Annotated in this window: 17 protein-coding genes and 2 tRNA genes; 11 read left to right on the top strand and 8 right to left on the bottom strand. The window is 62.7% G+C overall.

Translation table 11 applies throughout. The features are described from left to right. Positions 1 to 27: 27 nt before the first annotated feature. The 4 genes from VG99_RS03105 to VG99_RS03090 all read right to left on the bottom strand — a co-directional run bounded on the left by VG99_RS03105 (position 28) and on the right by VG99_RS03090 (position 3,442). Positions 28 to 576, bottom strand: coding sequence for a tetratricopeptide repeat protein (locus VG99_RS03105; RefSeq protein ID WP_076939777.1), 549 nt, complete (start codon positions 574 to 576; stop codon positions 28 to 30). Positions 577 to 726: 150 nt separating this feature from the next. Further along, positions 727 to 2,007, bottom strand: coding sequence for a glutamate-1-semialdehyde 2,1-aminomutase (gene hemL, locus VG99_RS03100; RefSeq protein WP_044498274.1), 1,281 nt, complete (start codon positions 2,005 to 2,007; stop codon positions 727 to 729). 11 nt (positions 2,008 to 2,018) lie between these two features. Beyond that, positions 2,019 to 2,645 (bottom strand): thiamine phosphate synthase, encoded by a 627-nt coding sequence (gene thiE, locus VG99_RS03095; protein WP_044498273.1) that lies wholly within the window; start codon positions 2,643 to 2,645, stop codon positions 2,019 to 2,021. After that, a complete protein-coding gene (locus tag VG99_RS03090; protein WP_044498272.1) occupies positions 2,642 to 3,442 on the bottom strand; it encodes a hydroxymethylpyrimidine/phosphomethylpyrimidine kinase in 801 nt (266 codons plus the stop codon). Before VG99_RS03090 ends, thiE begins: the two co-directional genes overlap by 4 nt. 128 nt (positions 3,443 to 3,570) lie before the next feature. Between VG99_RS03090 and VG99_RS03085 the strand changes: the two genes are divergently transcribed. The 3 genes from VG99_RS03085 to VG99_RS03075 all read left to right on the top strand — a co-directional run bounded on the left by VG99_RS03085 (position 3,571) and on the right by VG99_RS03075 (position 8,497). Next, complete coding sequence (locus tag VG99_RS03085; protein WP_044498271.1) at positions 3,571 to 3,993, top strand: Mpo1 family 2-hydroxy fatty acid dioxygenase; 423 nt, start codon at positions 3,571 to 3,573, stop codon at positions 3,991 to 3,993. Between the two features lie 154 nt (positions 3,994 to 4,147). Beyond that, positions 4,148 to 5,305 (top strand): efflux RND transporter periplasmic adaptor subunit, encoded by a 1,158-nt coding sequence (locus VG99_RS03080; protein WP_044498270.1) that lies wholly within the window; start codon positions 4,148 to 4,150, stop codon positions 5,303 to 5,305. Between the two features lie 66 nt (positions 5,306 to 5,371). After that, positions 5,372 to 8,497: an efflux RND transporter permease subunit gene (locus VG99_RS03075; RefSeq protein ID WP_044498269.1), complete on the top strand. Its 3,126-nt coding sequence runs from the start codon at positions 5,372 to 5,374 to the stop codon at positions 8,495 to 8,497. 110 nt (positions 8,498 to 8,607) lie between these two features. On the opposite strand, the gene VG99_RS03070 is transcribed toward VG99_RS03075, so the two are convergent. Further along, positions 8,608 to 9,219, bottom strand: coding sequence for a pseudouridine synthase (locus VG99_RS03070; RefSeq protein ID WP_044498268.1), 612 nt, complete (start codon positions 9,217 to 9,219; stop codon positions 8,608 to 8,610). Positions 9,220 to 9,571: 352 nt separating this feature from the next. Next, entirely contained in the window at positions 9,572 to 11,341 is a 1,770-nt protein-coding gene (locus tag VG99_RS03065; RefSeq protein ID WP_044498267.1) for an SLC13 family permease, read from the bottom strand. 244 nt (positions 11,342 to 11,585) lie between these two features. Between VG99_RS03065 and VG99_RS03060 the strand changes: the two genes are divergently transcribed. Next, positions 11,586 to 12,590, top strand: coding sequence for a hypothetical protein (locus tag VG99_RS03060; RefSeq protein ID WP_158023875.1), 1,005 nt, complete (start codon positions 11,586 to 11,588; stop codon positions 12,588 to 12,590). Positions 12,591 to 12,653: 63 nt separating this feature from the next. Here the strand turns inward: VG99_RS03060 and VG99_RS03055 are convergent. Both VG99_RS03055 and VG99_RS03050 read right to left on the bottom strand, forming a co-directional pair. Further along, a tRNA-Leu gene (locus VG99_RS03055) sits at positions 12,654 to 12,740 on the bottom strand. 91 nt (positions 12,741 to 12,831) lie between these two features. Further along, positions 12,832 to 12,918 (bottom strand) — tRNA-Leu (locus VG99_RS03050). Between the two features lie 267 nt (positions 12,919 to 13,185). On the opposite strand from VG99_RS03050, the gene rnr reads away from it, so the two are divergent. The 7 genes from rnr (at position 13,186) to dnaB (ending at position 20,595) form a co-directional block, all read left to right on the top strand. Further along, positions 13,186 to 15,669 carry a ribonuclease R gene (gene rnr / locus VG99_RS03045; RefSeq protein WP_044498266.1) on the top strand — a complete coding sequence of 828 codons (2,484 nt, stop codon included), beginning with the start codon at positions 13,186 to 13,188 and terminating at the stop codon, positions 15,667 to 15,669. Positions 15,670 to 15,690: 21 nt separating this feature from the next. Continuing rightward, complete coding sequence (gene rlmB, locus VG99_RS03040) at positions 15,691 to 16,437, top strand: 23S rRNA (guanosine(2251)-2'-O)-methyltransferase RlmB (RefSeq protein WP_044498265.1); 747 nt, start codon at positions 15,691 to 15,693, stop codon at positions 16,435 to 16,437. A gap of 469 nt (positions 16,438 to 16,906) precedes the next feature. Beyond that, positions 16,907 to 17,335: a 30S ribosomal protein S6 gene (gene rpsF, locus VG99_RS03035; RefSeq protein WP_044498264.1), complete on the top strand. Its 429-nt coding sequence runs from the start codon at positions 16,907 to 16,909 to the stop codon at positions 17,333 to 17,335. A gap of 39 nt (positions 17,336 to 17,374) precedes the next feature. Continuing rightward, a complete protein-coding gene (rpsR, locus tag VG99_RS03030) occupies positions 17,375 to 17,605 on the top strand; it encodes a 30S ribosomal protein S18 (RefSeq protein WP_044498263.1) in 231 nt (76 codons plus the stop codon). Positions 17,606 to 17,645: 40 nt separating this feature from the next. After that, complete coding sequence (locus VG99_RS03025; RefSeq protein ID WP_044498262.1) at positions 17,646 to 18,557, top strand: YybS family protein; 912 nt, start codon at positions 17,646 to 17,648, stop codon at positions 18,555 to 18,557. A gap of 19 nt (positions 18,558 to 18,576) precedes the next feature. Continuing rightward, positions 18,577 to 19,023 carry a 50S ribosomal protein L9 gene (gene rplI / locus VG99_RS03020; protein WP_044501399.1) on the top strand — a complete coding sequence of 149 codons (447 nt, stop codon included), beginning with the start codon at positions 18,577 to 18,579 and terminating at the stop codon, positions 19,021 to 19,023. Between the two features lie 168 nt (positions 19,024 to 19,191). After that, positions 19,192 to 20,595, top strand: a complete 1,404-nt coding sequence (gene dnaB, locus VG99_RS03015) for a replicative DNA helicase (protein ID WP_044498261.1) — start codon at positions 19,192 to 19,194, stop codon at positions 20,593 to 20,595. Positions 20,596 to 20,600: the final 5 nt, after the last annotated feature.

Raw genomic sequence — 20,600 nt, 5'->3', positions numbered from 1 at the left:
GAATCCCTGACCGTAGGGGAGCCGCGGTCAGGAAGCCGCGGGCTGCTCCGGGCGGGGGCGGGACTCGTCCTCGCCGTCCGGCTGGAACTGCCGCAATTGCTGCTCCCGAATATGCCGCAGGTAATTGCGAAACAGGGTGCCCAGCACCTGGTTGGCGGCGGCGACTTCCTCATCGGTCATCTTTTCTGTCAGCAGATCGCTGGCATCCATCGCCGCTTCCTGCCCATTGACCGCCGCCATTTTCAGAATGATGTAGGCCTGGGGCAGGTTGCGTTCAACCCCCTCACCATTCATGTGCATCAGGCCGAGGCGGTACTGGGCATCGGGGTGGCCTTGTACCGAAGCTTGTTCATACCAGCTAATGGCCTGGTCCAGGTCCCGCTCGGCCCGTTCACCATGGTAGTACAACTCCCCCATCTCGAACTGGGCCTGGATATCGCCGGACTCGGCGGCGTCGATGCAGTTTTCCAGGGCCAGGGGCAGGCTCTCATCATCCACGCGGTTGAAGGCGCAACGTTCTTCGGTGCTGATGAGCATGGGCGCCTGGGACTGGGCAAGGGCCACTACGGGGCCCATGCCTGGGGCGCACAGACCCAGGATGCCGAGAAATTTGACAAGCGAGCGGTTGATCATTGTTGGGCGTGCGCTCCGGAAGAAGAAGGCCAGATCATTGTGCGCTGGATCCTGGCGCCAGCCAAGCACCGTAGTGCTGGCTGGCGCGGTGAATCACAGGGCGGCGAAGGCCCGCTCGGCCGCGTCCAGGGTCAGTTGCAACTCGGTGTCGCCGTGGGCGATGGAAGCGAAACCGGCTTCATAGGCGCTGGGGGCAAAGTACACGCCCTGTTCGAGCATCTTGTGGAAGAAGATCTTGAAGCGTTCCGCATCGCTGGCCATCACGTCCTCGAAGGTGAGGATGTTGTCGGCACCGCTGAAGTACAAGCCGAACATGCCGCCGGCCTGGGTAGTGACGAAGGGGATGCTCGCGGCATCGGCGCGATCCTGCAGGCCCTGCAGCATGCGGCTGGTATAGCTGGTCAGCTCGTCATGGAAGCCCGGGCGGCTGATCAGCTTCAGAGTGGTCAGGCCGGCGGCCATGGCCAGCGGGTTGCCCGACAGGGTGCCCGCCTGGTAGACCGGCCCCAAGGGGGAGATGCATTCCATGATCTCGCGCTTGCCGCCAAAGGCACCCACCGGCATGCCGCCGCCGACGATCTTGCCGAAGGTGGTCAGGTCCGGGGTCACGCCGTAATGGGCCTGGGCGCCACCCAGGGCGACGCGAAAGCCGGTCATCACTTCGTCAAAAATCAGTACCACGCCATATTCATCGCAGGCTTCGCGCAGCCCTTCGAGGAAGCCCGGCACCGGCGGCACGCAGTTCATGTTGCCGGCAACCGGCTCGACGATGATGCAGGCGATGTCCTCGGCCACGCGGCTGAGGGTTTCGCGCACCGCGGCAATATCATTGTAGGGCAGCGTCAGGGTGTGCTGGGCGAAGGCAGCGGGCACGCCGGGGGAGCTGGGTACGCCGAAGGTCAGGGCGCCGGAGCCGGCCTTGACCAGCAGGCTGTCGGAATGGCCGTGATAGCAGCCTTCGAACTTGATGATGGTGTCCCGGCCGGTGTAGCCGCGGGCCAGGCGGATGGCGCTCATGGTCGCCTCGGTGCCGGAGCTGACCATTCGCACCATGTCCATCGACGGCACCATGGCGCACACCAGTTCCGCCATCTCGGTTTCCATGGCGGTCGGGGCGCCATAGGACAGGCCGTGGTCCAGCTGGCGACGCACCGAGTCGAGTACCTCGGGATGGCTGTGGCCAAGAATCATCGGACCCCAGGAGCCGACGTAATCCACATAGCGCCGATCATCCTCGTCGATGACGTAGGCGCCTTCGGCGTGCTTGATGAACAGGGGCGTGCCGCCGACACCACGGAAGGCGCGCACCGGGGAATTCACCCCACCGGGAATGTGTTTCTGGGCACTGGCGAAAAGGGTTTCCGAGCGGGACATGGCAAATTCTCTCAACAGGGTTTCAAGGCGGTGAATTCAAGGGCGCGGTGGCGGACCTCGGCGGCGGAGTCCACACCAAACAGGCCGTGGACCACGGCCAGCAGATCCGCGCCGGCATCGTGCAACTGTCGGGCATTGGCGAGGGTAACGCCGCCGATGGCGACAATAGGCAAGGCAAAGCGCTGGCGGGCGTCGCGCAGCAGTTCCAGGGTCGCGGTTGGGGCACCGGGTTTGGTAGCGGACTGGAAGAACCGGCCAAAGGCAATATAGCTGGCGCCGGCAACTACTGCCTGCTCGGCATAATCGAGGCTGGCGTGGCAGGTGGCGCCGACCAGCGCCTGCGGGCCGAGTTGCTGGCGGGCCTCGCGCAGGCTGCCGTCGTCCCGTCCCAAGTGCACACCTACCTGCAACTGACTGGCCAGCGCCAGATCATCATTGATCAGCAAGTGGGCGCCATATTGGGCGCAAAGCGCCTTGAGCTGGGTCGCTTCTTCAAGGCGCCGCCCGGCGTCGGCGCTCTTGTCCCGGTACTGGACCAGGCTGGCGCCACCGGCGAGGGCGGCTTCCACATAGGGCAGCAGGCGGCCGTCAGCCAGCAGGGTGCTGTCGGTAATCGCGTACAGGCCCTTCAGGCTCATTGGCAGAAGTCCAGCGGCAGGCGGCGCGGTACATATTGACCCTGGCCGGGCTGCTCGGCGTCCCGCAGGGTGCGCCAGGTATAGTCCAGGGCGGTCCTTACGGCGCTGACCAACTCCTCGCCCAGGGCCAGGCGGCCGGCCAGGGCGCTGGCCAGGGTGCAGCCGGAGCCATGGTAACTGCCAGGTAGCCGCGGGCAGGTAAAGGTATGGGTGCTGCCGTCGCGGCAATACAGCCGGTTATGGATGTCCTGCTCATCGCCGTGACCGCCGGTGATCAGCAGGTTCTGGCAGCGTTGCAGCAGCTTTTGGGCGCACTCGTCGGCAGTGCCGTTGGGCAGCTCGGCGAGGATGCGCGCTTCGGGCAGGTTGGGGGTGACGATCCGGGCGATAGGTAACAGCTTCTCGCGCATGGCATAGCCGACCTCATCCTTGCCCAGCGAGCCGCCGCCACCGGCGCGCAGCACCGGGTCGCAGACCAGCGGCAGTTCCGGGTGCGCCTGCATGATCTCGACCACGGTATCGACCATCTCCAGATTGCCAAGCATGCCCAGCTTGACCGCCGATACCGGCATGTCATCGAGCACGGCCTGCGCCTGGGCCAGCACCCATTCACGATCAAGCACACGGAAGTCGATCACGTCGACGGTGTTCTGCACCGTCAGCGCGGTTACCGCCGGGGCGGCATGGCAACCCTGGGCAATCAAGGCTTCTATATCGGCCTGCAGACCGGCGCCGCCACTGGGGTCATGGCCGGACAGGCAAAGTACTACGGGACGAAAGGGAGTAGGCGTATTCATGCGCTAAGCTTACCATCAGCAGGAGGGTATCGGTATGGCAGGCGGATGGCCGCAAGCGCCTTTCTGGCGCGGCGCACCGCCTTCAATGAACCCAGGACTATAACAATTACCGGCGATGGAAGCTGCTGATGAAGACGATCGAACAATGGTTTGAGGAATACGGCGAGAGCCACCAGAATCCGCTGAACAAGCTGGCGCACTGGATCTGTGTGCCGCTGATAACCTTCAGTGTGCTGGGCATCTTGTGGGCATTGCACCCGGTGGTGGCCATGGTCACGGTTGGACTGGCGCTGGTGTTCTACGCGTTGCTGTCCTGGCAATTGGCGGCGGTGATGCTGGTGCAGAGCCTGCTCATGCTGTGGATTCTCAGCCTCTTGCCGCAGGTCTTCTGGCCCTCGGTGATCATTTTCGTGCTGGCCTGGATCGGCCAGTTCATCGGGCACCATGTCGAAGGCAAGAAGCCGTCGTTCTTCAAGGACCTGCAGTTCCTGCTGATCGGGCCGGCGTGGTTGCTGGGCTTTGTGTTCCGCAAGTTGGGCTGGCGATACTGATGGTTTGGCCCGTTCGCCTCGAACGGGTCGCAAAGCTGTAACTCCAGGGCAAATTCGTGGTCTGTTATGGGGCGGACCGCGTGTACTATTGCCCGCTTCTAGTCCGTTTGCACTACCTATCTTATCTTCGTACTCCATCCTCAAGGAACGTCCGATGCGCACCCGCTCGCATTTTTTCCCTCCCCTGGTCCCGCTCATACTGCTGGCCTTGCTGGTCTCCGGTTGTGATCGACAGGATCCCGCCTCCGCCGACCAGAGCCAGCCGCTGCCCAAGGCCAAGGTGCAGGTTATCGAACCGGCTGCGCACATGCTGACCGAGGACCTGCCGGGGCGTATCGAGCCCGCGCGAACCGCGGAAGTGCGTGCGCGGGTTCCGGGCATCGTGCTGGAGCGGCTGTTCGAGGAGGGCGCCGATGTGAAAGCGGGCGACGTCCTGTTCCGGATCGACCCCGCGCCCCTCGAGGCGGCGGTGGCTCAGGCCCGTGGCGAGCTGGCCCGGGCCGAAGCCAGCATTTACCAGGCCAACAGTCTGGTCCGACGCTATGAGCCCCTGGCCGCGGCCCGCGCCATCAGTCAGCAGGAATATGACAATGCCATCGCCGCGCAGAAGAGCGCCGAGGCAGAAAAGCTGTCGGCCCAGGCGGCTTTGGAAACGGCTCGGCTGAATCTGGAATACGCTACCGTACGCGCGCCCATTGCCGGCCGGATTGGCCGGGCACTGGTCACCGAAGGGGCGTTGGTCGGCCAGGGCGAGGCGACGCCGATGGCGCGTATCCAGCAACTGGATCCCATCTATGCGGACTTCACCCAGTCGGTAGATGACCTGCTGCGCCTGCGCGCGGCTGCGGCCGAAGGCCGTATCGAGGTGCAGGAGGATGGCGCCGCCCGAGTCCGCATCACCCTGGGCGAGGATGGCTACAGCCAGGAAGGGCGCTTGCTGTTCTCCGATGTCTCGGTTGAGCCGAGCACCGGACAGGTGACCCTGCGGGCGCAGCTGCCGAATCCTGACGCGGTGCTGCTGCCGGGGATGTATGTACGGGTGCAGACCGAGCTGGGGGTGGAGCCGGACGCGGTATTCATCCCCCAGCGGGCGATACGCCGCGGCACCGACAGCATCCCCCGGGTGCTGGTAGTGGATCAGGAAGGGACAGTGCAGCAACGCACTGTGGAGCTGGGCAGTATGCACGGCAGCGACTGGCGGGTGGTATCCGGCCTGGAGCAGGGCGAGCGGGTTATCGTCGATGGCGTCGCCGCCTTCCAGCCCGGCAGCAAGGTCGAGCCGGTAATCGCCACCCCGTCCCAGGGCGAATGAGCGTAGGGCCGGAGCCACTGGGTCCCCGCCGCCATTCACCCTGTTTGCCGAACCAGAGGAAAGAGCATGCCGCAGTTCTTCATTGATCGCCCCAATTTCGCCTTCGTGGTGGCGATATTCATCTGCCTGGCCGGCCTGCTGGCGATCCCATCGCTGCCGGTGGCCCAGTACCCCAACGTGGCGCCGCCGCAGATCATGATCTATGCCACCTATCCCGGCGCCTCGGCGACCATCCTCAACGAGACGGTCACCAGCCTGATCGAGGAAGAGCTCAACGGGGTCAAGGGGCTGCTGTACTACGAATCGTCCAGCAGCTCCAACGGCATGGCCGAGATCAACGTCACCTTCGAGCCCGGCACCGATCCGGACCTGGCGCAGGTCGACGTGCAGAACCGCCTCAAGCGCGCCGAGGCGCGGCTGCCACAGCCGGTAATGCAGCAGGGGCTGCAGGTGGAGCAGGCGAGCAGCAACTTCCTGATGATCTACGCCCTCAGCTACAAGGACGGGGACAAGGACCCGGTCGGGCTGGCGGATTACGCCGCGCGCAACATCAACAACGAAATTCGCCGTATCCCGGGCGTCGGCCGGGTGCAGATGTTTGCCTCCGAGCGGGCCATGCGGGTGTGGTTGGATCCATCGCGGCTGGTTGGCTACGGGCTGTCGGTGGAGGATGTGAACCGGGCGATCGCCGCGCAGAACGTGCAGGTGCCGGCGGGCAGTTTTGGTGAGCAGCCGGGCACCAGTGAGCAGGAGCTGACCGCCACCCTGATCGTCCAGGGTATGTTGGAAACCACCGACGAGTTCCGCGACATCGTGTTGCGCGCCAACCCGAACGGGTCCGTGGTGCGCCTGGGCGACGTCGCCCGGGTGGAGATGGGGCGCGAGGAGTACCGCTTCAGCTCCCGGCTCAATGGCCAGCCCACTGCGGCGGCAGCGGTGCAGCTGACCTCCGATGCCAACGCCATCGCCACCGCCACCGCCGTCAAGCAGCGGCTGGAGGAACTGTCGGCGCTGTTCCCGGCGGACATGGAATACGCCATTCCCTACGACACCTCGATCTTCGTCGATGTGGCGATCAAGAAGGTGGTGGCCACCCTGGCTGAGGCAGTGGTACTGGTGTTCCTGGTGATGTTCCTGTTCCTGCAGAACTTCCGCTACACCCTGATTCCCACCATCGTGGTGCCGGTCTGTCTGCTGGGGACCTTCGCCGTGATGTCGGTGCTCGGCTTCTCGATCAATATGATGACCATGTTCGGCATGGTGCTGGCCATCGGAATCCTGGTGGACGACGCCATCGTAGTGGTGGAAAACGTCGAGCGGATCATGGCCGAGGAGGGGCTCTCGCCCAGGGAGGCGACGCGCAAGGCGATGAAGCAGATTTCCGGCGCCATTGTCGGCATCACCATGGTGCTGTCGGCGGTGTTCTTCCCGCTGGCCTTCATGGGCGGGTCGGTCGGGGTGATCTACCAGCAGTTCTCCCTGTCGCTGGCGGTGTCCATCCTGTTCTCCGGCTTCCTCGCCCTGAGCATGACCCCGGCGCTATGCGTCACCCTGCTTAAGCCCATACCCAAGGGGCAGCACACGGAAAAGCGCGGGTTTTTCGGCTGGTTCAACCGCCGCTTCGGCAGTCTGACCCAGGGCTACCAGCGCACTACCGGCGGCCTGGTCAAGCGCTCGGGCATCTTCATGTTGGTGTACCTGGCGATCGTCGCCGTGCTGGTGTTCTCCTTCCTGCGACTGCCCGAAGCCTTCCTGCCGCCGGAAGACCAGGGTTACCTGATTGTCGACGTGCAGCTGCCGCCGGGCGCCACGACGCCACGGACCGAGAAGACGGTCGCGGCGATGGAGGAACACTTCCTGTCGCGGCCCAGCGTGGCAGGCATCGTATCGGTGATGGGTTTCAGTTTTTCCGGCATGGGGCAGAACGCGGCGCTGGCCTTCCCGACCCTGGTGGACTGGTCCGAGCGTGGCGCGGAGGAGTCGGTGCAGGCGGAGAGCCAGCGGGCCAACGCGGCCCTGCGCTCAGTGAGCGACGGCACCATTTTCGCCGTGCAGCCGCCATCCATAGAAGGACTGGGCACCTCCGGCGGTTTCGCCCTGCGCCTGCAGGACCGCGGCGGACTGGGGCGTGAAGCCCTGGTAGCGGCGCGTAATCAGCTGCTGCAGAAGGCCAACAGCTCTCCGGTGATTGCCTACGCCATGATGGAGGGGCTGGAGGACGCGCCCCAGCTACGGCTGAATATCGACCGGCAAAAGGCCGAGACCTTCGGTGTCGGTTTCGATGCCATCAGCGCTACGCTCTCGACGGCCTTCGGCTCCGCACTGATCAATGAATTCACCAACTTCGGACGCATGCAGAACGTCGTGGTACAAGCCGATGTGGATAAGCGCATGACGCCGGAAGACGTCAATCGGCTGTATGTGCCCAACAACCGCGGCGAGCAGGTGCCATTATCAGCCTTCGTCGACATGGAGTGGGAAAGCGGCCCCGTGCAGTTCGTGCGCTATAACGGCTACCCGGCGTTCCGCATCTCCGGTGATGCCGCGCCTGGCTACAGTAGTGGAGCAGCCATGGCCGAGATCGAGCGGATCGTGGGGGAATTGCCAAGCGGGATCGGCTACGAGTGGACCGGGCTGTCGTTCCAGGAAAAGGTCGCCGGTGCCCAGGCACCGATGTTGCTGGGGCTTGCCCTGGCCGTGGTCTTCCTGCTGCTGGTGGCGCTGTATGAAAGCTGGGCCATTCCGCTGTCGGTAATTTTGATCGTACCCATCGGCGCCCTGGGCGCCGTGTTGGCGGTCACCCTGGTAGGCATGCCCAATGACGTCTACTTCAAGGTGGGCCTGATCACCATCATCGGTCTGTCGGCGAAGAACGCCATCCTGATCGTCGAGTTTGCCAAGGACCTGTACGCCGAAGGGCGTACCCTGAAGGAGGCGGCAATCGAGGCAGCGCGGTTGCGCTTCCGGCCGATCATCATGACGTCGCTGGCCTTCATGCTCGGTGTGCTGCCGCTCGCCATCGCCACCGGCGCCGGTGCCGCAAGCCAGCGGGCCATCGGCACCGGGGTAATCGGGGGAATGATCACCGCGACTGCGCTGGGTGTGCTGTTCGTGCCGGTATTCTTCGTCTGGATACTGTCGCGCCGCAAGCAGGAGCGGCGGGCCGCTGCGACGCCGGTCAGTGGCGACTGAGTGATGCGGTACGGTATGGAGGCCGTCAGGCCGTCTCGATTATAGGCGCCGATGGATTTACCGCAGGTCGAGACGGAGCTCGACCTTGCGCCCCAAGGCAAGTGGCGGGATCAGAGTTCTCGCCACTGCCCGGGCTGCAGATCACCTAATGTCCATTCCCCGATGCGCACCCGCACCAGCCGCAGGGTCGGCAGCCCGACGGCGGCGGTCATGCGGCGCACCTGGCGGTTGCGGCCTTCGCGGATGGTGATGGCCAGCCAATGGGTGGGAATGTTTTTGCGAAAGCGCACCGGTGGATTGCGCGGCCAGAGTACGGGCTCGGCAATCTGCTCCACCTCTGCCGGGCGCGTAGGGCCATCATTCAACGTCGGCCCCGCGCGCAGCTGCGCGAGCTGCTCCTCACTCGGTTCGCCTTCTACCTGCACCCAATAGGTCTTGGCCAGCTTGTGCTTGGGATCGGTGATGCGCGCTTGCAGGCGTCCGTCATTGGTCAGCAATAATAGGCCCTCACTGTCCCGATCCAACCGTCCGGCAGGGTAGACCCCAGCAATATCCACAAAATCCTTAAGCGTCGCGCGGCCTTGGCCATCGGTGAACTGGGTAAGCACATCGAAGGGCTTGTTCAGCGCGATCAGGCGCGGATTGGCCGGTGGCGCAGCAGCCTTGCGCCGGGGCTTGCCAGGCGGACGGGGTGGTGCGGATCGGCGCGGGCGCTGTTTCATGGTCGCTCGGGATAGTGAGGGGATGGGTATGCTAATTAGCTTCACTAGCAGCGTCCAGAAGAACACCAAGCAGTCCGCTTCACTTGATACCCATACCGTCAGCCATGCGAAACTACACAGGCTCCGGCGGGTAGGCCTCGTTGCAGAACCGTCTACGGCCAGGGACGGCCGTAGACGAGCGCCATGGATGGCGGGGTGCGCGTTCTGCAACGGGGCCTACCCGTCGGGGCCAGACTCCAAACGCGCAGCGAGTCCACCCACCGGGGCCAGACTCCAAACGCGCAGCGAGCCTACCAAACGCGCAGCCGGTCTACCTACCCAGGCCCAGCCGCAAACATGCCGCCCAGGCCACTCAGAACGGCCAGAAGATCGGAATAAAGATCACCCCCAGCACCCAGAAGATCAGGTTCAATGGCAGCCCCACCTTGATAAAGTCGACGAAGCGGTAGCCACCCGCGCTGTAGACCATGGTGTTGGTCTGATAGCCCACTGGAGTGGCGAAACTGGTGGAGGCGGCGAAGGTGATGGCGATAAGGAAGGGGGTAGCGTCGACCCCGAGCAGGTTGGCGGTCGACATGCCGATAGGGGTCAGGATCACCGCGGTTGCGGCGTTGCTCATGAACTCGGTGAGGGCCAACGCCATGAAATAGAGCACTGCCAGTACCGCCAGCGGGCCCAGATGGCTGACCAGCCCCAGGCTGTTGGCCACGATGAACTCCGCGGCGCCGCTCTGGCTCATGGCCACGCCCAGCGGTAGCAGACCAGCCAGCAGGATGATGATGCGCCAATCGATCGCATCGTAGACCTCATCCGCGTTCAGGCAACCTGCCAGGGTCATGGCCACCGCACCGATCAGGGCGCTTATGGCGATGGGCGCCCAGCCAATGGCGGAGATGACGACCACCAATGCCATGGTGATCAGCGCGAAGGGCGCACGCCAGCCCATGGGTCTATCCGCATCGCGCTGGCTGAGCACGATCACGTTGCGGTCCTTGCGCAGCGCCGGCATCTCGCTTTCCGGGGTCAGCATCAGCAGTACGTCGCCGACGTTCAATCGTACATTCTTCAGCTGATCGCGCAGTACCTGGCCCCGGCGATGCACCGCCAGTACCGTGGCGTCGTGCTGCCAGCGGCGGTCGAGCATCGCCAGGGTGCTGCCGATGACCCGCGAGCGGGGGGCGACCATCACCTCGGTCAATACCTGCTGGGTGCCTTCCTCCAGATTGCGGGTCTTGAGCTGGAATTCAGAGTCTATTTCCAGGCCCGTCTGGTTCTTCAGCTCATCCAACTTTGACCAATCGCCACGGGCCAGCAGGATGTCCCCTTCTTCCAGGGTCTGCGAGCGGGGCGACCAGACCTTCTCATCGCCGCGCAGCAATTCCAGAACGAACACACCAAATTCCTCTCCCAGCTTGGCCTCGCCAACCGAGGTGCCAATCAGAGAGGAGTCGGGCATGACCCGCAGCTCGGTGATGTACTTGCCCAGCTCATAATGTTCGACCAGTTCCGTGGCGCGGGTGGAAGGCAACAGCCAGCGGCCCAGAATCAGCAGGTAGGCGCAGCCCGCAACAAAACAGATCACCCCCAGGGGCGTGAACTCGAACATGCTGAAACCGGGGTGCCCCAGGTCCCGCGCCATGGCATTGACCAGCAGGTTGGTCGAGGTGCCGACCAGGGTACAGACGCCCGCCATCTGGGACACGTAGGACAGCGGAATCAGGGCCCGGGAGGCAGACATGCCGATGGCGGCGGTGGCCGTCATGACGATGGGCATGAACACGGCGACGACCGCCGTGTTGTTGACGAAGGGGCCGACCACGGCCAGCACGCCAAACAGCGTAAGCAGAAACATGAAGGGCGACCGGGCCTTGCCCAGCAAGCGACCGATCCCCGACAGCGCCCCGCTGTTCTGCAATCCGGCAGCCAGAATGAACATGGCCGCCACAGTGATCGTAGCCTGGTTGCTGAAGCCGCTCAGGGCTTCACCGGGGTTGACCAGGCCAAGAATGGCCAGGCCGGACAACACCAGCAGCGCCACGGCATCAATGCGAAGTTTTTCGGTTGCAAAGAGGACTATCGCCACCAGGGCAATGCCCAATACCAGCGCTATCTCTGTTGTCATTCTTGTTCCTTGAAGGGCGGTTCGAAGCCAGGCTTCGCCAGGGAGTGCACGATAGCTGTCATCCGTTTGGCTGTACAGCCGTCGAAGCGCCTCGGTTCGGCTGCTCGGGCTGTCTATCCTGCATATCGGGTCTGGCGCCTTGAATCTGTCGTTATGCAGACTGCGTCACACTGCCTGGTGCGCCGAATATGGGATAATGCGTGGCAACGGAGTCCCGTACCCGCAAGCCAAGGAGGCACCTGCGATGAGTCTGATCAGCTACGCGCCCACAGCTTTTTCATCTGCCCGGCTCCCGGCACTCGCGGCCACGAGTCCAGGCAGCGCACCGCTGAGACGGGGCGGATGGCGTATGCCCTGGGGTAATGCCCGGCAGGTTGTTCCTGACTTCCTCATGAGTCCGTCTCCGACGGAGCTGCGCCGAGAAGAGCATGAGGAGCGCGAGCGGACGATCAACCCCGGTGAAGGTCTCTCCAAGGCGCAGACTAACTTTCATAACCACCTCACCCATGAATACCTTCGTTTTGCTCCCGACGCGCTGACTACCCGTTTGCTGCGGGGCGTGAAGCTGTGGAGCAAGGTGGTCTTCTGGTTTCTGGCTGTCATGGGGTTGTGGGTCACGATTACCGGGACATGGAGCGCAGAGGAAGAACGCCTGCGAACCTTTCTGACCTTCTTTCTGTTTACCGTCGTGCTGACCTTTCCCAGCCTGGTCGGATGGGGAGTTTCCGCTTTTCTGATGAGCAGGTTTTTCGCGCGCCTGATCCGGCCGGCTAGAGGACCTGCGTGGGAGTTGAGCCGCCGTACAGGGATGGTTACGCTGTTCAGCTACCGCGGCAAACAGGTAATTACCCAAAGTGCGCCTTTCCATGAGTTCGATGCCTATACCCGAACCCGCAGAGGCCGTCACGAGTTCTGGTTGGAGCACCGCTATTCGAGTGCTTGCATCTCCTTTCTTCCCATCTGCGGGCCGCGCCCCTGCTTTGTGAGCCTGTGGGCGCTGTGGGACTTCCTCCAGAACTATATGGACACCAGCCAGCCGCTGCCGGATATGCCTGGACTGGAAAGGTATCGCGGGAATGATCCGACTACAGTGGCGTACGACAGGGAGATTGGGCGCGACCCCAGATACTGGGTCGATATGGATGATGAGGCTTTTTGGCAGGCGCAGGTATCCATGGAAGAGCAAGTAGAGACGCTGAATACCGATTCGCGGCCCGATCTGATGGCGCGGTACGTGACGTTTTCTTAGGGAGCCAGCCGAAGCAGCGGGCAAAAACAACAAAGCCGAGCATAAGCTCGGCTTTGTTTGAATTGGTGCCCAGGAGAAGACTCGAACTTCCACGGCCGTGAGGCCACTAGCACCTGAAGCTAGCGTGTCTACCAATTTCACCACCTGGGCGTGTCTTTCGATTTTGCGTTGCTGCTCAATCATGCCGACAGGGCATCAGTGCTCTAACTGAAAAACCGGACTGGCGTCCGGTTTTCGGAATTGGTGCCCAGGAGAAGACTCGAACTTCCACGGCCGTGAAGCCACTAGCACCTGAAGCTAGCGTGTCTACCAATTTCACCACCTGGGCAATGTCACTTGACACGTCTGCTATGCTGAACCTGTCTGGCCCGCAGTGCAACCGATGTCGTGTTGACGGCGCGAATGATACGCAGCAGGAAAAATCTTGTAAACCCCTGTTTGCAAAAAAATTATCCCCATGGAAATAAGGTGCAAGAAATCGCGTTTCGCGGTTCAATAGGCGTCTATGACGAAAAAGACCAAACCCCAAGACTCGATGCCCGCATCGAGCACAGCTGTTGACTCGCACTCTGCAGAGTCGACCAGTTGGATCGACATGGATCCGGCCGCCCAGCGTGAAGCAGAGAAATACGAAAACCCCATCCCCAGTCGCGAACTCATCCTCAAGCTGTTGGCCGAGCGTGGCGCCCCGGCGACGCGGGCGCAACTGCAGCAGGAGTTCGGGCTGGAGGACGAAGACGGCATCGAAGCCCTGCGCCGCCGCCTGCGTGCCATGGAGCGTGATGGCCAGCTCATCTATACCCGCCGCGGCGCCTACGCGCCGGTGGACAAGCTCGACCTGATCAGCGGTCGCGTCCAGGGTCACCGTGACGGCTTTGGCTTCCTGGTGCCCGATGACGGCGGCGAGGACCTGTTCCTCGGTCCGTCGCAGATGCGCATCGCCTTCGATGGCGACCGCGTGCTGGGCCGCGTTACCGGTGTCGACCGGCGTGGTCGCAGCGAAGGTGCCATCGTCGAGGTCATTGAACGGGCCCATGAGCTGCTGGTTGGCCGCTACTACGAAGAGGGCGGCATCGGTTTCGTGTCCGCCGACAATGCCAAGATCAAGCAGGAAGTACTGATTGCCCCCGGTTGCTCCGGCGGCGCCCAGCCGGGCCAGTACGTGGAAGTGAAGATCACCCAGTGGCCGACCATGAGTCGTCAGGCCCAGGGAGAGGTGATAGAAGTGGTCGGCGACTACATGGCGCCGGGCGTGGAAATTGAAGTGGCGCTGCGCAGTTACGATATCCCCAGCGTCTGGCCCCAGGAAGTGCTGGACGAAGCCGCACGCCTGCAGGAGCACGTTGCCGAGAAGGACAAGCTCAAGCGGGTGGATCTGCGTCACCTGCCGCTGGTCACCATTGACGGCGAAGACGCCCGCGACTTCGACGATGCGGTTTATTGCGAACCGCGCAAGGCCAGTGGCTGGAGATTGTTTTCCGGCGGCTGGAAGCTCTATGTGGCGATTGCCGATGTCTCCCATTATGTGCCGCTTGGCTCGGCGCTGGATGCCGAGGCGGAGTTGCGCGGGACCTCGGTGTATTTCCCCAGTGAAGTGATCCCGATGTTGCCGGAGGCCATTTCCAACGGTCTCTGCTCGTTGATGCCCAAGGTAGATCGTCTGGCCATGGTCTGTGAAATGACCGTCTCCAAGAGTGGCGAGCTCACCGATTTCCAGTTCTACGAAGCCGTTATCCATTCCCATGCGCGACTGACCTACAACCAGGTCTCCGCCATGCTGGAGAATCCGCGGAGCCGTGAAGGCAAGGCGCTGAGCAGCGAATACGCCGAGGTGTTGCCGCACCTGAAGAATCTGTATGACCTATACCAGGCGCTGGCCAAGGCCCGCCATGGTCGCGGCGCCATCGACTTCGAGACTACCGAGACGCGTATGCTGTTCGGTAAGGACCGCAAGATCAGCGAAATCCTGCCGACCACCCGTAATGACGCGCACAAGATCATCGAGGAATGCATGCTGTGCGCCAACGTGGCCACTGCGCGCTTCCTGCAGGAACTGGATATCCCCGGTCTGTACCGGGTGCATGACGGTCCCAAGCCCGAGAAGGTCGAGCGCCTGCGCCAGTTCCTCGGCACCATGGGGTTGTCGCTGACCCGCAAGAAGGGCGACCCGACCCCTGAAGACTACGCCGCGGTGCTGGCGAAGGTGCAGGACCGCCCGGACGCCCAGTTGATCCAGACGGTAATGCTGCGCTCGTTGAGCCAGGCGGTGTATACCCCGCATAACGCCGGGCACTTCGGGTTGAATTACGAGGCCTATACCCACTTTACCTCGCCGATCCGGCGTTACCCGGACCTGCTGGTGCACCGCGCCATCCGCTCGGTGATCCGTTCGCGCAAGAAGACCGACCTGGTGCAGCGCTGCGGTGCTGGTGTGCTGCCCAAGGCGGCGGTCTACCCTTACGACCTGGCGGCGCTGGAGAAGCTGGGCGAGCAGTGCTCGCAAAATGAGCGCCGCGCCGACGAGGCGACCCGCGATGTGGTCAGCTGGCTCAAGTGCGAATTCATGCAGGATCGCGTCGGGCAGAACTTCGATGGTCTGGTCACCGCAGTGACCGGTTTCGGTCTGTTCATCGAGTTGAAGGATATTTATGTCGAGGGCCTGGTGCACATCACCGCGCTGCCGGCTGATTACTACAACTTCGATCAGGTGCACCACAGCCTGGTAGGCGAGCGCTCCGGCCGCGTCTATCGGTTGGGTGACTCGATCCGTGTGCAGGTGGCGCGGGTTGACCTGGATGAGCGCAAGATCGATTTCGAGATGGCGTCCGACCGACCCGCTGAGCCGGATCACAACAACAGCCGCGCAGTGCGCGAAAAGTTGATGAGTGAGGCGCGCAAGGCCGGAAATTCGAACTCCCGTTCGGCCAAGCCGGGCCGCTCTGACAAGGGTGGCAAGTCCGATCGAGGGCGCGGGGCGTCCGCGCCCTCGACTGCCCGCAGCGGTTCCCGGCAGGGTGGCAGTGAGCGCAAGCCCGGCGGCAAGCCGCCCCGGGCACCGCGCAAGCGCAAGGTGGAATGAGTGCAGTGAGCAAAGCTGAACATGAGTGATCTGGAATATATCTACGGCCTACATGCGGTACAGGCCATGCTCGAGCGCGCGCCGCGGCGGGTAAAGCAGCTGAATGTGCAGCGCGGCCGCCTGGATGCGCGCATGCAGGCGGTCCTCGACCTGGCTGCCAGTGCTGCGATCGATATCGAGCGAATCCTGCCGGAGGATCTCGATCGCCTGGCCGATGGCGGGGTGCACCAGGGTGTCGTCGCCAGGGTCACGCCCAGCCAGCTGTGGTCCGAAGACATGTTGACTCACCTGCTCGACAAGGAGGAGGGCGTGCCCCTGCTGTTGGTGCTCGACGGTGTGACCGACCCGCATAACCTCGGTGCTTGCCTGCGCAGCGCCGATGCAGCGGGTGCCCAGGCGGTGATCATTCCGAAGGATCGCTCGGCCAGCCTGTCGCCCACGGTGCGCAAGGTGGCCTGTGGCGCGGCGGAGACCGTGCCGCTGGTAGCGGTCACCAACCTGGCACGTACGCTCAAGCAGTTGCAACAGCGTGGCCTCTGGGTGGTTGGCACAGCAGGGGAGGCGGACCAGCTGTTGTATCAGGTCGACCTCAAGGTGCCGACGGTCATCGTCATGGGCGCAGAGGGCGCCGGCATGCGCCGCCTGACGCGGGAGCATTGCGACTACCTGGCCAAGCTGCCTATGGCGGGAGGGGTCAGCAGCCTGAACGTCTCGGTTGCTGCGGGTGTGTGTCTGTTCGAGGCGGTACGGCAGCGTACGGCTGATTGAACTCGTTTGACGCCATTCGTGGTGTTTTGTGGGTGCCTGCAAGGGAGAGGCCAGCCGACAGGGCCGTGCCGACACGCCGTAGATACTTCCCTGTAGGCTCGCGGTTGCCATCCATGGCAACCGACGGTCGGCCCGACCCTGTCGGCCAACCTCTCCCGCGAGCTATAAGCTGCTGAGGGTCTAAACCAGCAGCCGCACAAAGCTTGCTCCCTTTGCATCGGGAGCGGCCTACCTGCGACCGTCGGTTGCCAAGGATGGCAACCGCGAGCCCCCATGGATGGGTTCACGGCGTGTCGCAGGTAGGCCGCTGCCGGTGTAAAGGAACGCGGAACATGAAGCAACTTATGTGAGCTTTCCGCTTTTCCTTGCCAGTTCGCTACCACTTCCCTAGAATGGCCGCCCCAAACCTGAGTTCTACTCCTTGCCAGACCATTTTGGGTGGCTGGCTATAACCCGTAAGGAGCACATAATGCGTCATTACGAAATCGTTTTTCTGGTTCACCCGGACCAAAGTGAGCAGGTCGGCGGCATGGTCGAGCGTTACACCAAGCTGATCGAAGAAGACGGCGGCAAGATTCACCGTCTGGAAGATTGGGGTCGCCGTCAACTGGCTTACCCGATCGACAAGATCCACAAAGCTCATTACATCATGCTCAACGTCGAGTGCAGCGCCAAGGCACTGGAAGAGCTGACCGAAAACTTCCGTTACAACGATGCCGTTATTCGTAACATGGTTATCCGTCGTGACGAAGCCATCACCGAACAGTCTGACATGCTCAAGCCTGAAGACACTGGTCGTGGTGAGCGTCGTGAGCGTCGTGAGCGCAATGACGAAGACACCGATTCCGGTAAAGACGCTGATGACAGCGACGATACCGATGCCGGTGACGACGAGTAAGTTTTTCGGTTCCCATTCCAGTTAAAAGGAGACGCTGCCATGGCACGTTTTTTCCGTCGCAGAAAGTTCTGCCGTTTCACCGCTGAAGGCGTTAAAGAGATCGACTACAAAGATCTCAACACCCTGAAAGCCTACGTCACCGAAACCGGCAAGATCGTACCCAGCCGTATCACCGGTACAAAGGCCAGATACCAGCGTCAGCTGGCAGTCGCCATCAAGCGCGCCCGCTACCTGGCTCTGCTGCCGTTCACCGACAGTCACGGTCGCTGAGCAGTAGCTCGAACCCGTAATCAGGGGATACCGAACCGGCATGCGTGGTCTGGCTGAATACATCATGCGCGGTCGCAAGGAGGCCACTCTTGCAGTGGCCATCGCTGCGGCCATACCACTGCTGTTCTGGTTCAGTGCGGCCGCCCTGGCGCTGGTTATTCTGCGCCGCGGGCTGCCGGAAGCGCTACCGGTACTCGCCTGGGGCATGTTGCCGGCGCTGGCTTGGGCCTTCGTCGGTGATCTGACCCCGGTGTTGGTGATACTCGGCAGTGCCGGTCTGGCCGTGGTGCTGCGCCAGCACAACGATTGGGTCCGCGTGGTGCTGCTGGCAGTGCCGCTGGGCGTGGTCTACGCACTGGCGTTGCTGCTGGCGCTGGCTGAGCCCTTGCAGGCCATGGCCGATGGGTTCCGCGAGATGCTGCCCGAGCTGCTGCCCCAGATGGGGCTGCAGCTGGATGGGGCAGAGCAGGCCACCCTAGTGGCCCGTCTCGACGCGTTGATGATCCCCGTGCTCGGTGGGGTGATGGGGGCCATGCATATGCTGATGGCCCTGATCAGTCTCATGCTGGCGCGGTCCTGGCAGGCCCGGTTGTATAACCCGGGCGGTTTTCGTCAGGACTTTCATCGGCTGCGCCTGCCGCCGCTGGTTGCCATCGGCCTGTTGGCCGTTGTCATCGTTGCTCCGCAATGGCCGCAGCTGGCCATGTTGTCGCCGGTGGCCAGCGTGCCCTTGTTGCTGGCCGGGCTGGCACTGGTGCATGGCGTGGTGGGTATCAAGAAGCTGGGTTCGGGTTGGTTGATCGGGATGTATGCGCTGTTTGTCATCTTCATCCGGTTTGCCTACCCCCTGATTATGTTTGTGGCATTTGTAGATAGCTTGTTCGACTTTCGCTCACGCATGAGGCCGCCCTCCGGGTCGCCCGGTGATGACGACCCGAACAGCCAAGGTTGAATTCAAAGAGGTCATCGCAATGGAAGTTATCCTGCTCGAAAAGATCGCGAATCTGGGTAACCTGGGCGACAAGGTCGCCGTTAAAGCTGGTTACGCTCGCAATTTCCTGTTGCCGTTCGGTAAGGCAACTCCGGCTACCGCCGACAACGTAGAAGCCTTCGAAGCGCGTCGCGCTGAGCTGGAAAAGGCTGCTGCTGAACGCAAGGGTGAAGCTGAAGCCCGTGCTGCCAAACTGGCTGAGCTGACGGTTACCATCGCCGCCAACGCTGGCGAGGAAGGCAAACTGTTCGGTTCCATCGGTACTCGCGACATCGCTGATGCCGTGACCGCCGCTGGCGTTGAGCTGGAAAAGAGCGAAGTGCGCCTGCCTGAAGGCCCGCTGCGCGCTGTCGGTGAATTCGATGTTGCTGTGCAGCTGCACACCGACGTTGAAGCTACCGTCAAGCTGGTAGTGGTTGCCGGCTGAGGGGAAGCCCTCGGACTGTTGAGTCGCTCATCACCCACTTCCGACCTGTAGTCGGCAGCGGGTGATTTGCCCAGGCTCAGCGGTTAGACTTGCCAACACGGCGCTTGTCCTCCGACAGCGCCGTGTTGTTTTTTGTGAAGCCTGCCCATCCAGGATCGAGCCTGTACCATGAGTGATCAGATTTACGCCGAGCGTCCCGAACTGGACCTCCAGACCACTGCATTGAAGATCCCACCCCATTCCATCGAAGCCGAACAGGCTGTCCTCGGTGGTGTGATGCTGGAGAACACCGCATGGGAACGGGTCGCCGAGCTGGTCAGTGAAACGGATTTCTACCGTCACGACCATCGCCTGATCTTCCGCGCCCTGGTGCGCCTGGCCGGACGCAACCAGCCGTTCGACGTGGTGACCCTGGCGGAAGACCTGGATCGCGAAGGGCTGATCGATCAAGTGGGCGGGCTGGCCTATCTCGGGCAGTTGGCCAAGAACACGCCGTCGGCGGCCAACATCGGCGCCTATGCGCAGATCATCCGTGAGCGCGCCACCATGCGCCAGCTGATCAGTGTCAGCACGGAAATCACCGATACCGCATTCAACCCCAAGGGCATGCAGCCCAACGAGGTGCTGGACGAGGCTGAGCGCAAGATCTTTGCGATCGCCGAAAGCCGGCCAAAGTCCGGAGGGCCCGAGTCGGTCAACACCTTGCTGACCAAGGCAATCGATCGTATCGATACCCTGTTCAACAGCGAAGGGTCGATCACCGGCCTGTCCACCGGCTTCACCGACCTGGACGGCATGACCTCCGGCCTGCAGCCGGCGGACCTGGTCATTGTTGCCGGTCGTCCGTCGATGGGTAAGACGACTTTCGCCATGAACCTGGTCGAGAACGCGGTCATGAACAGTGACAAGGCGGTCCTGGTGTTCTCCCTGGAGATGCCAGGCGAATCGCTGATCATGCGTATGCTGTCCTCGCTCGGGCGAATCGACCAGACCAAGGTACGCTCCGGGCGTCTCGACGATGAGGATTGGCCGCGGCTGACCTCGGCGGTCAATCTGCTGAATGACCGTAAGCTGTTCATTGACGATACTGCCGGCCTGTCGCCCATGGAAATGCGCGCCCGGGCCCGCCGGGTGGTGCGCGAGCACGGCGACCTGGGCTTGATCATGATCGACTACCTGCAGCTGATGCGCATTGGTGGCGCCTCCTCCGAGAACCGGACCAACGAGATCTCCGAGATCTCCCGCTCGCTCAAGGCTCTGGCCAAGGAGTTCAACGTGCCGGTGGTGGCGCTGTCACAGCTCAACCGCTCGCTGGAGCAGCGGCCCAACAAGCGCCCGATCAACTCGGACCTGCGCGAATCCGGCGCGATCGAGCAGGATGCGGACGTCATCATGTTCGTCTACCGGGACGAGGTTTATCATCCCGACACCCAGGACAAGGGCATTGCCGAATTGATCATCGGCAAGCAGCGTAACGGGCCCATCGGCACCTGCCGCATGGCCTTTATTGGCAAATACACCCGATTTGAAAACCTCGCGCCCGGTTCATACCAGGGCTACGGGGAGGAGTAGGTAAT

The organism is Pseudomonas saudimassiliensis (genome assembly GCF_000939975.1).
In the GTDB taxonomy this organism is placed as follows: domain Bacteria; phylum Pseudomonadota; class Gammaproteobacteria; order Pseudomonadales; family Pseudomonadaceae; genus Halopseudomonas; species Halopseudomonas saudimassiliensis.
Note: the sequence above shows the minus strand (reverse complement) of the source record. Positions and strands in the feature narration are given on the sequence as shown.

Coding starts and splice junctions, on each gene's coding strand:
- VG99_RS03105 (WP_076939777.1), bottom strand. CDS start 576: ATGGGCCCCGTAGTGGCCCTTGCCCAGTCCCAGGCGCCCATGCTCATC.
- hemL (WP_044498274.1), bottom strand. CDS start 2,007: ATGTCCCGCTCGGAAACCCTTTTCGCCAGTGCCCAGAAACACATTCCC.
- thiE (WP_044498273.1), bottom strand. CDS start 2,645: ATGAGCCTGAAGGGCCTGTACGCGATTACCGACAGCACCCTGCTGGCT.
- VG99_RS03090 (WP_044498272.1), bottom strand. CDS start 3,442: ATGAATACGCCTACTCCCTTTCGTCCCGTAGTACTTTGCCTGTCCGGC.
- VG99_RS03085 (WP_044498271.1), top strand. CDS start 3,571: ATGAAGACGATCGAACAATGGTTTGAGGAATACGGCGAGAGCCACCAG.
- VG99_RS03080 (WP_044498270.1), top strand. CDS start 4,148: ATGCGCACCCGCTCGCATTTTTTCCCTCCCCTGGTCCCGCTCATACTG.
- VG99_RS03075 (WP_044498269.1), top strand. CDS start 5,372: ATGCCGCAGTTCTTCATTGATCGCCCCAATTTCGCCTTCGTGGTGGCG.
- VG99_RS03070 (WP_044498268.1), bottom strand. CDS start 9,219: ATGAAACAGCGCCCGCGCCGATCCGCACCACCCCGTCCGCCTGGCAAG.
- VG99_RS03065 (WP_044498267.1), bottom strand. CDS start 11,341: ATGACAACAGAGATAGCGCTGGTATTGGGCATTGCCCTGGTGGCGATA.
- VG99_RS03060 (WP_158023875.1), top strand. CDS start 11,586: ATGAGTCTGATCAGCTACGCGCCCACAGCTTTTTCATCTGCCCGGCTC.
- rnr (WP_044498266.1), top strand. CDS start 13,186: ATGGATCCGGCCGCCCAGCGTGAAGCAGAGAAATACGAAAACCCCATC.
- rlmB (WP_044498265.1), top strand. CDS start 15,691: ATGAGTGATCTGGAATATATCTACGGCCTACATGCGGTACAGGCCATG.
- rpsF (WP_044498264.1), top strand. CDS start 16,907: ATGCGTCATTACGAAATCGTTTTTCTGGTTCACCCGGACCAAAGTGAG.
- rpsR (WP_044498263.1), top strand. CDS start 17,375: ATGGCACGTTTTTTCCGTCGCAGAAAGTTCTGCCGTTTCACCGCTGAA.
- VG99_RS03025 (WP_044498262.1), top strand. CDS start 17,646: ATGCGTGGTCTGGCTGAATACATCATGCGCGGTCGCAAGGAGGCCACT.
- rplI (WP_044501399.1), top strand. CDS start 18,577: ATGGAAGTTATCCTGCTCGAAAAGATCGCGAATCTGGGTAACCTGGGC.
- dnaB (WP_044498261.1), top strand. CDS start 19,192: ATGAGTGATCAGATTTACGCCGAGCGTCCCGAACTGGACCTCCAGACC.